The following is an 11,603-nucleotide window of genomic DNA, read 5'->3' as shown; positions in this document are numbered from 1 at the left end:
CGCTGATCACCAGCGACGCGCCGACCCTAGCACAGACGAGTTAACCACCCGCCAAGGCTCATGGGCCCATTGTCCGTCGCAGCAGCGGCAAGCAAGCTCCAAGACAACGCTCCAGCAGCCGCGCCCGCCGACCATGCACGCTTCGTGCAGCGGGTGCGCCGCCGCTACGCCGCCGAAATCGCGCTGCTGGCCGACCTTGCCGACGGCGCGCCGGACCGCGCCGCCATCGAATCGCTGATCGATCGCCTGCTGCAAGGCGGGCGCCCGCTGGCCGCCGCGCTGCGGGTTGCGCGCCACGTGGTGATCGAGCGCCTGGCGGTGCTCGACATCGAACGCCATGCGCCGCTGGCCGACGTCACGCGCACGATGACCCTGCTGGCCGAGGTGACGCTCGAGCGCGCGCTCGAGGCGGCGTTCGCCGAGGCCGACGCGCGCCACGGCCCGCCGCTCAAGGCCTGCGGCACGCGCTGCGGCTTCTGGGTGCTCGGCATGGGCAAGCTCGGCGCGCGCGAGCTCAACGTCTCGTCGGACATCGACCTGATCTACGTCTACGAGGAAGACGGCCACACCGCCGGCCTTTCCGACGGCTCGGGCGCGGTGAGCCTGCACGAGTACTTCGGCACGATCGCCAAGCGGCTGTACGCGCTGATCGGCGATGTCACTGACGACGGCTTCGTGTTCCGCGTCGACCTCGCGCTGCGGCCGAACGGCAACTCCGGGCCGCCGGTCGTGAGCCTGGCGATGCTGGAGGAGTACTTCCTCGTGCAGGGCCGCGAGTGGGAGCGCTTTGCCTGGCTCAAGAGCCGCGTCGTCGCGCCGCGCGCGGCGGTGCACAGCGGCGAAGCGCTGGCGCTGCGCGGCGTGGTCGTGCCCTTCGTGTTCCGCCGCTACCTCGACTACGGCGTGTTCGAAGGCCTGCGCCAGCTGCACCGCAAGATCCGCGACGAGGCCGCGCGCCGCGCCGCCGGGCGGCCCGAGCGCGCCAACGACGTCAAGCTCTCGCGCGGCGGCATCCGCGAGATCGAGTTCATCGTCCAGCTGCTGCAGGTGGTGCGCGGCGGCCAGTTCCCCGAACTGCGCACGCGCCCGACGTTGACGGCGCTCGAGCGCCTGGTCGCGGTCGGCCTGATGAAGCCCGACACGGCGAAGAAGCTGGCCGAGGCCTACGTCTTCCTGCGCCGCCTCGAGCACCGCATCCAGTTCCTCGACGACCAGCAGACCCACGTGCTGCCGACCGAGGATGGCGACCTCGGCTGGATCGCACGCTCGCTCGGCCTGGCCTGCCGCACCGATTGCTGCGAGCTGATCGAACAGCTGTGTGCGCACCGCGAGTTCGTCGCCACCGAGTTCGACGCGCTGCTGCACGACGGCCGCGCGCCGGTCAACGGCGGCGGCTGCAAGAGTTGCGGCCAGCCGGCACCGCCGATCGACAGCGAGGCCTTCGTCGAGCGGCTGCCCGCCGCGCTGGCCGAGCGCGTGCGCAGCTTCGCGGCGTCGCCGAAGGTCGCGATGCTCAAAGACGACACCAAGCTGCGGCTGGCCAAGCTGATCGGCCGCGCCGCGCAGTCGATCGACCACGAGCAGGTGCGCGAAGAGGCGGTGCTGCACTTCATCGATTGGCTCGAACCGCTGCTGCGCCGCGACAGCTACCTCGCCTTGCTGGCCGAGCGGCCCGAGGTGCTGCTGCGTCTGCTGCGCCTCTTGGGCCTGGCGCGTTGGCCGATGCGCTACCTCAAGCGGCATCCCGGCGTGATTGACGAGCTGGCCGATGCGCGCCTGCTGTACGGCCGCTTCGAGCGCGATGCCTTCGCGCGCGACCTGCACGAGCGCCACGCCGCGTGGGTGCGCAGCGGCCAGGCCGACGAGGAATCGCTGCTCGACACGCTGCGCCGCGCCCACCACGCCGAGGTGTTTCGCACCCTGGTGCGCGACGTCGAGGGCAAGCTCACCGTCGAGCAGGTCGCCGACGACCTCTCCGCCCTGGCCGACACCGTGCTCGACACCGCGATCCGCTGGGCCTGGCAGCACCTGAAACAGCGCCATCGCGAGGAACCGAGCTTCGCGGTCGTCGCCTACGGCAAGCTCGGCGGCAAGGAACTGGGCTACGGCAGCGACCTCGACCTCGTGTTCCTGTTCGACGACGAGGCCGAGCCCGACCCCGACCGCGCGGTCGAGGTCTACGCGGCCTTCACGCGCAAGCTGATCACCTGGCTGACGCTGCGCACCGCGGCCGGCGAGCTGTTCGACATCGATACCGCGCTGCGCCCCAACGGCAATTCGGGCCTGCTGGTCACGTCGATCGGCGCGTTCGAGCGCTACCAGGAACAGCGCGGCAGCAACACCGCGTGGACCTGGGAGCACCAGGCGATCACGCGCGCGCGCTGGTGCGCCGGCGACGCGTCGATGGCCGCGCGCGTCGAGGCGGTACGGCGCAACGTCATCGCCGCGCCGCGCGACACCGAGGCGCTGCGCACCGAGGTGCGCGCGATGCGCGAGCGCCTGCGCGGCGCGCATCCGTGCGCAGCCGGCAGGTTCGACCTCAAGCACGGCGACGGCGGCATGGTCGATGTCGAGTTCGCCGTGCAGGCCCTGGTGCTGGCGCACGGCCGCGAGCACCCGCCGCTGCGCGACGACGCCGGCAACATCGCGCTGCTCGAGCGCGCCGAGCGCCTGGGCCTGCTGCCCGCGGGCATCGGCGTTGCCGCCGCCAACGCCTACCGGGAGCTGCGTCGGGCGCAGCACCGCGCGCGCCTCGACGAAGCGCCGACGCAGATCGACGGCGCGGCCTTCGCGAGCGAGCGCGACGCCGTGCGCGCGCTGACGCGCGCCGTGTTCGGCGCGTGATCGCGCGCGGCGCCGCAGCCTGGGCCGCGGCCGGCGCCGCATTGCTGCTGCCGTCCTTGCTGGTCGCCGCCGCGCCCGGTGCGACCGCATGGCTCGACTGGCGGCCCGAGCGCGTCGCGCAGGCCTGGCGCTGGTGGAGCGCGGCCTGGGTGCACCTGAGCACGCTGCATCTGGTCGCCAACCTCGCCGGCGGCGCGCTCGTCGTCGCGCTGGGCGCTGCGGCGCGGGTGCCGGCCCGGGCGGCGCTGGCCTGGCTGGCCGCGTGGCCGCTGACGCACCTGGCGCTGCTGCTGCAGCCGGCTCTCGCGCGCTACGGCGGGCTGTCGGGCGTGCTGCATGCGGGCGTCGCGGTGGTGGCGCTCGAGCTGGCGCTGCGCGCCAGCGCGCGCGAACGCCTGCTGGGCGCGGCGATCGCCGCAGGCCTCGCGCTCAAGGTCGTGCTCGAGGCGCCGTGGCACGGCCCGCTGTCGCACCCCCAAGGCTGGGACATCGCGGTCGCGCCGCTCGCGCATGCGGCCGGCGCCATTGCAGGCGCCGCCTGCGCCGCGCTCGCGGTGGCCGTGTCGCGTGCGCGAAAGCCGCCCGCCTGAGCCACGCCTAGACTGGCGCACGTCAAAGGAGACAACGATGACGCTGGTGTTGTGCGGGATCCCGCTGTCCAACTATCACAACAAGGTCAAGCTGGCGCTGCTCGAAAAGGGCATCGCGTTCGAGGAACGCATCGTGGCCACCGGCCGCAGCGACGAGGAGGTGCTGTGCGCCTCGCCGCTGGCCAAGGTGCCGTTCATGCTGACGCCGCAGGGCCCGCTGGCCGAGAGCCAGGTGATCTGCGACTGGCTCGAGGCGGCCTATCCGACGCCGCCGCTGCTGCCGGCCGACCCCTACCAAGCCGCCAAGGTGCGCGAGCTGTGCACCTTCCTCGACCTGCACCTGGAGCTGGTCGTGCGCCAGCTCTACGGGCCGGCGTTCTTTGGCGCCGAACCGCTGCCGGACAAGTTCGTCGCGCGGGTGCGTGGCCAGCTCGAGCGCAACATCCCGGCGTTCCAGCGGCTCGCCAAGTTTGCGCCCTATGTCGCCGGCGACACCTTCACGCTGGCCGACTGCGCGGCCTACGTCCACCTGCCGCTGGTGGCGATCGCCAGCAAGCTGGTGATCGGCGAGGATCTGCTCGCGAAGGCCGGCGTCGACTGGAAGGCCTACGTGAAGTTCATCGAGCAGCGCCCGGCCGCGCAGAAGGTCGCGGCCGACCGCAAGGCCGACGAGGCGCGCACCGCCAGGATGGCGGCCGAACTGAAGGCCAAGGCGGCGAAGACGACGGCCTGAGCCTGCGAGCCGGTCAGGCCGGCTGGGGCGCGGCGCCGCCTTGCTGGAGGCGCTGCGTGAGCTCCTTGCGGAAGCGGTTGAGCTCCTGGACGCTGGCGAAGCTGCGCTCCATCAGCAGGCTCATGTTGTGCAGGATGCGTTCGACGACCTTGTTCTCCCACACGGCGTCGAACTGGATCTGCTTGTCGAGCCACTGCTCCAGCCACTCGGGGTTGGGCAGGCGCGACTGGATCGTGTCGCGCGGGAACAGGGCCGCATTGACGTGCAGGTTGGTCGGATGCAGCGCCTGCGCGGTGCGGCGGGCACTGGCCATCAACACCCCGACCTTGGCGAAGGCGGCGCGCGCTTCGTCGCCGAACTTCTGCATGGCGCGCTTCATGTAGCGCAGGTAGGCGCCGCCGTGGCGGGCCTCGTCGCGCGCCAGCGTCTCGTAGATCGCCTTGATCACCGGCTCGGTGTGCCACTCGGCGGCGCGGCGGTACCAGTGGTTCAGCCGGATCTCGCCGCAGAAGTGCAGCATCAGCGTCTCCAGCGCGGGCGCCGGGTCGAACTCGAAGCGCACCTCGTGCAGCTCGGCCTCGGTGGGCACGAGGTCAGGGCGGAAGCGCCGCAGGTACTCCATCAGCACCAGCGAGTGCTTCTGCTCCTCGAAGAACCAGACGCTCATGAAGGCCGAGAAGTCGCTGTCGTCGCGGTTGTCGCGCAGGAACATCTCCGTGGCCGGCAGCGCCGACCACTCGGTGATGGCGTTCATCTTGATCGTCTGTGCCTGCTCTTCGGTCAGCCGCGACGCGTCGAACGTGGCCCAGGGGATGTCCTGGTCCATGTTCCAGCGCACGGATTCGAGCTGCTTGAAGAGTTCGGGGTAAAGCATGGCGTCGGCCCTTGTTGTCCGACTCCATTTTAGGCAGTGGACGTGACGGCACCGTGGCGGCGGGTCGTTCAGCCCCTGGCGGCCCGCCATCGCCGCAGGTTCGGCGCGATGTCTTCCATCGACGCGAGCAGCTCGACGCCCGCGCTGGAACGGCGCCTGAGCACCGACGCGGTGCCGCCGGCCCACAGCTCGACCGGGCGCGGCAGCTTCTCGCGCAGCTCGCGCAACCCCTCGGCCACCGAGGTCGGCGACAGCACCGGGCTGAAGCTCAGCGCCACGATGTCGGCACGCTGAGCCGACGCCGCGAGCACGATGTCCCAGATCGGCGTCTGCGTGCCCAAACCGATGCAAACCGCGCCTTCGACCGCGAAACAAGCCTCGGCCATCAGCAGGCCCAGGCCATGCGGCTCGTTCGGGAAGGTGGTCAACAGCACGCACGGCCGCGCGGATTCGTCGCTCGGCAAGCCGGCGATGGCCTGGCGCAGCACGACCTGCATGGACTCGGTGTACAGGTGCTCCTCGAAGACCTCGAGGTGGCCGCGCATCCACTGGTCGCCGATCAGCGCGTTCAACGGCGCCACGACGTCGACCACGAAGCGCGCGAGCCCCAGGCGCATCGCGGTTCGCCGCAGCGCGCGGCGCAGGCCGTCGACGTCGTGCTGGCGCACCAGATCGGCGAAGAACCTCAGTTGCGTGGCCGCCTCGCCAGGCGCCGAGCGCGGCGCGGCCGCACGGCTCTCGTCGCCGATGCGCCGCAGGTCCTCGATCGGCAACGCAACGATGCGCCCGGGCCGGTGGCCGGCGTCCATCAACCGCTTGATCACGCGCAGCTTTTCGACCTGTTCGAGCGGATAGGCCCGCTCGCCGAAGGGGTCGCGGCCCGGTTGCGGGAAGCCATAGCGGCGCTCCCAGACGCGCAGCGTGTCTTTCGACAGGCCGGTATCGCGCTCAACGGCAGCGATCGACAGCCTCACCTCGCCCGGCACGGCCGTGTCCAGGACAACGGATTGAAGCGACCGCATATCGTTCCTAATATAGGTGGGCGGCCATCGCCTGCCCATGACAAACATCAGGAATCGCATGCCCTCTTCGTTGGTGAACCGCGCCTGGCTGGCCGGGGGTCTGATCGCGCTCGTGGCCGCCATCGCCAGCCCGCCGGCGCTGGCCGGCAGCTGTCCGGCACTGCTGGATCGGCGCGTGCCGCGGCTGCAGGACGAGAAGCCGCAGGACCTGTGCCAGTACGCAGGCAAGGTCGTCGTGGTGGTCAACACCGCCAGCTACTGCGGCTTCACGCCGCAGTACAAGGGGCTCGAGGCGCTGTATCGCCGCTACCAGCCGCGCGGTCTGGTCGTGCTGGGTTTTCCGTCCAACGACTTCGGCGCGCAGGAGCCGGGCAGCAACAAGGACATCGCGGCGTTTTGCGAGAACACCTTCGGCGTGCAGTTCCCGATGTTCGCGAAGACCGCCGTCAAGGGCGCGGGCGCCGACCCGCTTTACGCGGAGCTCGGGCGACGCACGGGCCAGACACCGGGCTGGAACTTCCACAAGTACGTGATCGGCCGCGACGGTGAAACGGTGCGCAGCTACGGCAGCCGCGTCACGCCCGATGACAAGGGCTTCGTCGCCGACATCGAGCGGATGCTCGACGCATCGCCACGGTGAGTGCCAGCTTCGGGCGGCACAGAAACGAATCTCTACACAAGGGATGCAATTCGCTGCGAAAAATCAGGCCTTTCGAGGAACCATCCGGCCGTCGGCAGTTCAGAACCTGAGCGCGCTGCATGGAGGAGTGCAGCGCGATCGACCGAACCCCGTTTCCGTCGCGAAGCCTTCCCGAACCCGGGTTGCAATCTCGGAGCGTTTCTCCTCCTCCTCCCTCCCTCCCTCCTTCGCTCCGGGGCGCTTCGCGGCGTTTCTCTCAAGCGGCAAGAAGCCGCCGATCGCTTGGACGATCGGCGGCTTCTTGCCTTTTGCCTTGCGTTGTGCGGTTCAGCGCGAGGAGCGCCAGGAGCCGAAGACGATCGAGCTCGCCAGCAGCACCAGCCAGGCGGACTGGGCAACGACGCCCAGGCGCTCGATCAGCACACCGCTGACCAGCGGCCCCAGTGCGCCGCCGGCCGTGTAGCCGGTGATCACGGCGGCCGTGCCGGCCACCACGTTGCCGGGCCCGACGGCATCGGACCATTCATGCGCGACGCGGATCATCGTCAGCGTATAGAGCGCGCCGCCGACCGCGCCCCACAGCAGCGCCGCCGGCCACAGCCACGCCGGCGCGTCCGCGGCCCTGGCCAGCGGCAGCGAGGCCAGCGCGAGCAGCACGCCGGCGGCGATCAGCAGCGCCCGCGTTCCGTGGCGGTCGGCCAGCCAGCCGGTGGGGTACTGCAGCGCAAAGCTGCCAATGCCCAGCACGCCGGCGATCGACGTCGAGGCCGCGAGCGTGAAGCCGAGTTCGAAGCCGTAGGCGGCGGTGATCGACGCCAAGCCCGCCTCGAACACACCGCCGACGAAGGCGGCCCAGACCAGCAGCGGACGCTCGCACGCCGCGCGCCACCAGCCGGCGCGGTGGCCGCTCAGCGCGCCACCCAGGCGCGACACGCGCGGCGACATCAGCAGCAGCAAGGCGAGCGCGAGCCCGCCGCAGGCGATCCAGGTCGCCGACAACGGCGTCAGCGCCAGCAGCCCCGGAAGGAACGGCCCGAGCGCCAGGGCCACGCCCAGCGCGGTCTGGTAAAGACCCGTCCAGCGGCCGCGCGCTTCGCGCGGCGCGTGCTGCGCGACGAGCGCCTCGGTGCCGTTCCAGGCCGCGGCCGCGCCAAGACCGCTGATCGCGGCAGCTGCGCACCACGCGCCGTAGTCGTCGACCAAGCCATAGGTCAGGGTCGCGCTGAACTCCAGCAACAGGCCCCAACGCAGCGCCGGCGGCACACCCAGGCGCGCGAACACGCGCGGCAGCATCGGCACGGCAAGCGCGATCGCAGCGAACGGCAGCATCAGGAACAGCCCGATCGCCGAGGCCCCGTGACCGGCCGACTGAAGCCGCACCGCCAGCACCGGGTTCAGCAGGCTGAACATCAACACCACCAGCGTGACGGCCGCGCCGACCCGCACGACGCCGCGTGCGGCGTCCCTGGGGTTCAAGGCATCGGCCGCCGCGGGCGGCGGCTCCACGGGCTCAGTTGAGCCAGCCACGCCGGCGGAAGTACCAGAACGGCGTGATGGCGCTCGCCACCATCAGGGCCAGCGCCCAGGGGTAGCCAAGCGACCAGTTCAGCTCGGGAATCGCCGCGAAGTTCATGCCGTAGATGCTCGCGATCAGGGTCGGCGGCAGGAAGGCGACCGAGGCCACCGAGAAGATCTTGATGATCTTGTTCTGGTTGATGTTGATGAAGCCGACCGTGGCGTCCATCAGGAAGTTGATCTTGTCGAACAGGAACGCCGTGTGCGAGTCGAGCGAATCGATGTCGCGCAGGATCTGCCGCGCTTCCTCGAACTGCTCCGCGTTGAGCAGGCGCGAGCGCATCATGAAGCTGACCGCGCGGCGCGTGTCCATCACGTTGCGGCGGATGCGTCCGTTCAGGTCTTCCTCGCGCGCGATCGCGGCCAGCGCGCCGGCCGCGGCCTCGTCGTTGACCTTGTTCTGCAGCACGCTGCGCGAGACCTGCTCGAGCGCGTCGTACACGCCCTCGAGCGAGTCGGCCGAGTACTCGGCGTCGGCGTCGTAGAGCTTCAGCAGGACGTCCTTCGCGTCCTCGATCAGCGCGGGGATGCGGCGCGCGCGCATGCGCAGCAGCCGGAACACCGGCAAGTCCTCGGCATGGACCGAGAACAGCACGTTGCGAAACAGGATGAAGGCCACGCGCACGTTGCGCGCGCCGGCTTCGGCATCGTCGTCGATCAGGAAGTCCGAGCGGATGTGCAGCTCGCCGTTGTCTTCCTCGTAGAAGCGCGCGGACTCCTCGAGGTCCTCGTCGACCACGTTCTCCGGAATCGACAGTTCGAAGCGCTGGGCGATCCAGCTCTTCTCTTCCTCGGTGGGCGCTTCGAGATCGACCCAGATCGGCGTCACATGGTCGAGCGCCGCGAGGGTGTCGATTTCTTCCTGGAACAGCCGGCCGTTCGCCAGCGTGAACACGTTCAGCATGCAAGAGCTCCGACGAGCAGCCCGGATCAAGTCCGGTGGAAGGGGGCGGATGGGGACCGTCTCGCCTCCCGGGGCGCGGCCTTTCAGGCGCTGCGCTCGCTCGTGGAGGGGACGGTCACCGAGGGGCGGTGACGTCCAATGAAAGCTCCGGCAGAGGAACCGGCGGATTATGGCATCGCACTGCGCCGGCCGGCCCCTGCCGACCGAGCGTTCGGCACGGTCATCGGCTTGTCATGTCGGCCCGCGGCGCGTAGTCTGGCTTTACTGCAAAGAGTTCTCCCACCTCCTTTTCTTCCCCCCTTTTTTCCTTCGCCCTGGCCCCCGTTGGGGCCGTTTCAACGCCTCGCGAAAGGAGGAACCATGAACCTGACGATCAGCGGCCATCACCTTGAGGTGACTCCCGCATTGCGGGAGTACGTGCTCACAAAGCTGGATCGCGTGACACGTCATTTCGACCAGGTGGTGGATGTCAATGTCCTGCTGACCGTGGAAAAGCTGAAGGAGAAGGAACGACGCCAAAAGGCCGAAGTCAACCTGCACGTCAAGGGTAAGGACATCTATGTCGAGTCCGCCCACCATGACCTCTACGCCGCCATCGACGAACTGATGGACAAGCTCGATCGCCAGGTCTGCCGTCACAAAGACCGCGTGCAAGACCACCATCACCCCTCGCCCAAGCGTCAGTCGCTCGGCGAGTTGCAGTGATTGCGGCGCCCGCTGCGGCGCGACATGACCAGGCGGCCCCAGAGGCCGCCTTTTTGCTGTCCGCCTCGCGAGACGTTGGGCCGTTGATGTCGTATGGCGAACAAGCGCCGCCGCGCATCCTTGTTGCGTTGCCGCAAAGCAACCCCGCCAGGTTGGGCATACGCGGCGGGCCGCGTGGCCCCAGGCCCGTTCCTATAATTTGGCACTTGAGCCTTTTCGTGAAGCGACCGGCAAGCCCAAAGCAAAACCCGGCGCTGTGACCGGATGAATCGTCTCGCCGCCATCCTGCCCGCCAGCAACGTGCTGGTGGATGTGGACGCCACCAGCAAGAAGCGCGTCTTCGAGCAGGCGGGCCTGCTATTCGAGAACCAGCACGCCATTGCGCGTGCCACCGTGACCGACAACCTGTTCGCCCGCGAACGCCTGGGCTCGACCGGTCTTGGCCATGGCGTTGCCATCCCGCATGGCCGCATCAAGGGCCTGAAGAATCCGCTGGCCGCGGTGATCCGCTCGCAGCAACCGATCGCCTTCGACGCGCCGGATGACGAGCCGGTGACCTTGCTGATCTTCCTTCTCGTGCCCGAGGCCGCGACCCAGCGCCACCTCGAGATCCTGTCGGAGATCGCCGAACTGCTGAGCGACCGCGCGTTGCGCGACAAGCTCAAGACCGAACCCGAGGCCGCCCAGGTCCACACGCTGATTGCGAATTGGGAGCCGCTGAAGTCCGTCGCATGACGGTGCCCGCGCAATGAAGGCCGCCGTCATCAGCGCCGAGGCGCTGTTCGAGGCCCACCGCACCGCCTTGCGCTGGGAATGGCTCGCCGGCCACGCCCACCCCGAGCGCCGCTTCGACGAAGTGGCCGTGCGCGATGCGCAATCCGCCGCCGATCTCGTCGGCTACCTGAACTACATCCACCCTTACCGGGTGCAGATCGTCGGCCGGCGCGAGGTGCGCTACCTGCAGGACGCCTCGCCCGAGGACCAGGCACGGCGCATCGCGCGCATCGTGACGCTGGAGCCGCCGGTGATCGTCGTCGCCGACGATCAATCGCCGCCGGACAAGCTGGTGGCGATGGCCGAGCGCGCCGAGATCCCACTGTTCGTCACCAAGGAGTCGGCCGGGCACGTGATCGACGTGCTGCGCGCCTACCTGTCGATGCATTTCGCCGACCGCACGACGCGGCATGGCGTGTTCATGGACATCCTCGGACTGGGCGTGCTGCTCACCGGCGAATCGGGACTGGGCAAGAGCGAGCTGGGGCTGGAGCTGATCTCGCGCGGCCACGGCCTGGTGGCCGACGACGCCGTCGATCTCTATCGCATCTCGCAGACCGCGATCGAGGGCCGCTGTCCCGAGCTGCTGGCCAACCTGCTCGAGGTGCGCGGCATCGGCTTACTGGACATCAAGGCGATCTTCGGCGAGACCGCGGTGCGGCGGAAGATGCGCCTGAAGCTCATCGTCCACCTGGTGCGCAAGGAGACGATGGAGCGCGAGTTCGAGCGGCTGCCTTACGAGCCGCTGTACGAGGACGTGCTGGGCGTGCCGGTGCGCAAGGCCATCATCGCGGTGGACGCAGGCCGCAACCTCGCGGTGCTGGTCGAGGCCGCGGTGCGCAACACCATCTTGCAGCTGCGCGGCATCGATACGTACAAGGAGTTCGTCGCGCGCCACCAGGCGGCCATGGATTCCGGCGAGCTGCCCGAATAGCGCGGCCG

The 11,603-nt window shown here is 69.5% G+C and carries 11 protein-coding genes; 7 read left to right on the top strand and 4 right to left on the bottom strand.

Annotated features, from left to right (window positions below):
- Nucleotides 1-60: 60 nt before the first annotated feature.
- From glnE to ACO2TI_RS18315, 3 genes are read left to right on the top strand one after another with little or no spacing between them, the layout of a single operon-like run.
- Nucleotides 61-2,844 (top strand): bifunctional [glutamate--ammonia ligase]-adenylyl-L-tyrosine phosphorylase/[glutamate--ammonia-ligase] adenylyltransferase, encoded by a 2,784-nt coding sequence (gene glnE / locus ACO2TI_RS18325; protein ID WP_423286601.1) that lies wholly within the window; start codon nt 61-63, stop codon nt 2,842-2,844.
- On the top strand, nt 2,841-3,434 hold the full coding sequence (gene rrtA, locus ACO2TI_RS18320; protein WP_423286599.1) for a rhombosortase: 594 nt from the start codon (nt 2,841-2,843) through the stop codon (nt 3,432-3,434). Before glnE ends, rrtA begins: the two co-directional genes overlap by 4 nt.
- Before the next feature lie 37 nt (nt 3,435-3,471).
- Nucleotides 3,472-4,167, top strand: a complete 696-nt coding sequence (locus ACO2TI_RS18315) for a glutathione S-transferase (protein ID WP_423286598.1) — start codon at nt 3,472-3,474, stop codon at nt 4,165-4,167.
- 13 nt (nt 4,168-4,180) lie between these two features.
- Here the strand turns inward: ACO2TI_RS18315 and ACO2TI_RS18310 are convergent, their stop codons facing one another.
- Together ACO2TI_RS18310 and ACO2TI_RS18305 are read right to left on the bottom strand one after the other, a co-directional pair.
- Nucleotides 4,181-5,041 (bottom strand): ferritin-like domain-containing protein, encoded by an 861-nt coding sequence (locus ACO2TI_RS18310; protein ID WP_423286597.1) that lies wholly within the window; start codon nt 5,039-5,041, stop codon nt 4,181-4,183.
- Between the two features lie 68 nt (nt 5,042-5,109).
- Nucleotides 5,110-6,063: a MerR family transcriptional regulator gene (locus tag ACO2TI_RS18305; RefSeq protein WP_423286596.1), complete on the bottom strand. Its 954-nt coding sequence runs from the start codon at nt 6,061-6,063 to the stop codon at nt 5,110-5,112.
- Between the two features lie 58 nt (nt 6,064-6,121).
- On the opposite strand from ACO2TI_RS18305, the gene ACO2TI_RS18300 reads away from it, so the two are divergent.
- Entirely contained in the window at nt 6,122-6,703 is a 582-nt protein-coding gene (locus ACO2TI_RS18300; RefSeq protein WP_423286594.1) for a glutathione peroxidase, read from the top strand.
- Nucleotides 6,704-7,030: 327 nt separating this feature from the next.
- On the opposite strand, the gene ACO2TI_RS18295 is transcribed toward ACO2TI_RS18300, so the two are convergent.
- Together ACO2TI_RS18295 and corA are read right to left on the bottom strand one after the other, a co-directional pair.
- On the bottom strand, nt 7,031-8,209 hold the full coding sequence (locus tag ACO2TI_RS18295) for an MFS transporter (protein WP_423286593.1): 1,179 nt from the start codon (nt 8,207-8,209) through the stop codon (nt 7,031-7,033).
- A gap of 4 nt (nt 8,210-8,213) precedes the next feature.
- Complete coding sequence (corA, locus tag ACO2TI_RS18290) at nt 8,214-9,182, bottom strand: magnesium/cobalt transporter CorA (RefSeq protein ID WP_423286592.1); 969 nt, start codon at nt 9,180-9,182, stop codon at nt 8,214-8,216.
- A 360-nt stretch (nt 9,183-9,542) separates the two neighbouring features.
- Between corA and hpf the strand changes: the two genes are divergently transcribed.
- The 3 genes from hpf to hprK all read left to right on the top strand — a co-directional run bounded on the left by hpf (nt 9,543) and on the right by hprK (nt 11,595).
- Entirely contained in the window at nt 9,543-9,887 is a 345-nt protein-coding gene (hpf, locus tag ACO2TI_RS18285; protein WP_423286591.1) for a ribosome hibernation-promoting factor, HPF/YfiA family, read from the top strand.
- 264 nt (nt 9,888-10,151) lie between these two features.
- The gene (locus ACO2TI_RS18280) at nt 10,152-10,622 is read left to right on the top strand and encodes a PTS sugar transporter subunit IIA (protein WP_423286590.1); all 471 of its coding nucleotides are present in this window, start codon (nt 10,152-10,154) and stop codon (nt 10,620-10,622) included.
- Between the two features lie 13 nt (nt 10,623-10,635).
- Complete coding sequence (gene hprK, locus ACO2TI_RS18275) at nt 10,636-11,595, top strand: HPr(Ser) kinase/phosphatase (RefSeq protein WP_423286589.1); 960 nt, start codon at nt 10,636-10,638, stop codon at nt 11,593-11,595.
- Nucleotides 11,596-11,603: the final 8 nt, after the last annotated feature.

Origin of the sequence: Caldimonas sp. KR1-144, assembly GCF_049446155.1 — a bacterium.
GTDB lineage: Bacteria > Pseudomonadota > Gammaproteobacteria > Burkholderiales > Burkholderiaceae_C > Rivibacter.
Note: the sequence above shows the minus strand (reverse complement) of the source record. Positions and strands in the feature narration are given on the sequence as shown.

Bases quoted from the DNA above. Each gene is read 5' to 3' on its own strand.
- glnE (WP_423286601.1), top strand. From the start codon at position 61: ATGGGCCCATTGTCCGTCGCAGCAGCGGCAAGCAAGCTCCAAGACAAC.
- ACO2TI_RS18315 (WP_423286598.1), top strand. From the start codon at position 3,472: ATGACGCTGGTGTTGTGCGGGATCCCGCTGTCCAACTATCACAACAAG.
- ACO2TI_RS18310 (WP_423286597.1), bottom strand. From the start codon at position 5,041: ATGCTTTACCCCGAACTCTTCAAGCAGCTCGAATCCGTGCGCTGGAAC.
- ACO2TI_RS18305 (WP_423286596.1), bottom strand. From the start codon at position 6,063: ATGCGGTCGCTTCAATCCGTTGTCCTGGACACGGCCGTGCCGGGCGAG.
- ACO2TI_RS18300 (WP_423286594.1), top strand. From the start codon at position 6,122: ATGCCCTCTTCGTTGGTGAACCGCGCCTGGCTGGCCGGGGGTCTGATC.
- corA (WP_423286592.1), bottom strand. From the start codon at position 9,182: ATGCTGAACGTGTTCACGCTGGCGAACGGCCGGCTGTTCCAGGAAGAA.
- hpf (WP_423286591.1), top strand. From the start codon at position 9,543: ATGAACCTGACGATCAGCGGCCATCACCTTGAGGTGACTCCCGCATTG.
- ACO2TI_RS18280 (WP_423286590.1), top strand. From the start codon at position 10,152: ATGAATCGTCTCGCCGCCATCCTGCCCGCCAGCAACGTGCTGGTGGAT.
- hprK (WP_423286589.1), top strand. From the start codon at position 10,636: ATGAAGGCCGCCGTCATCAGCGCCGAGGCGCTGTTCGAGGCCCACCGC.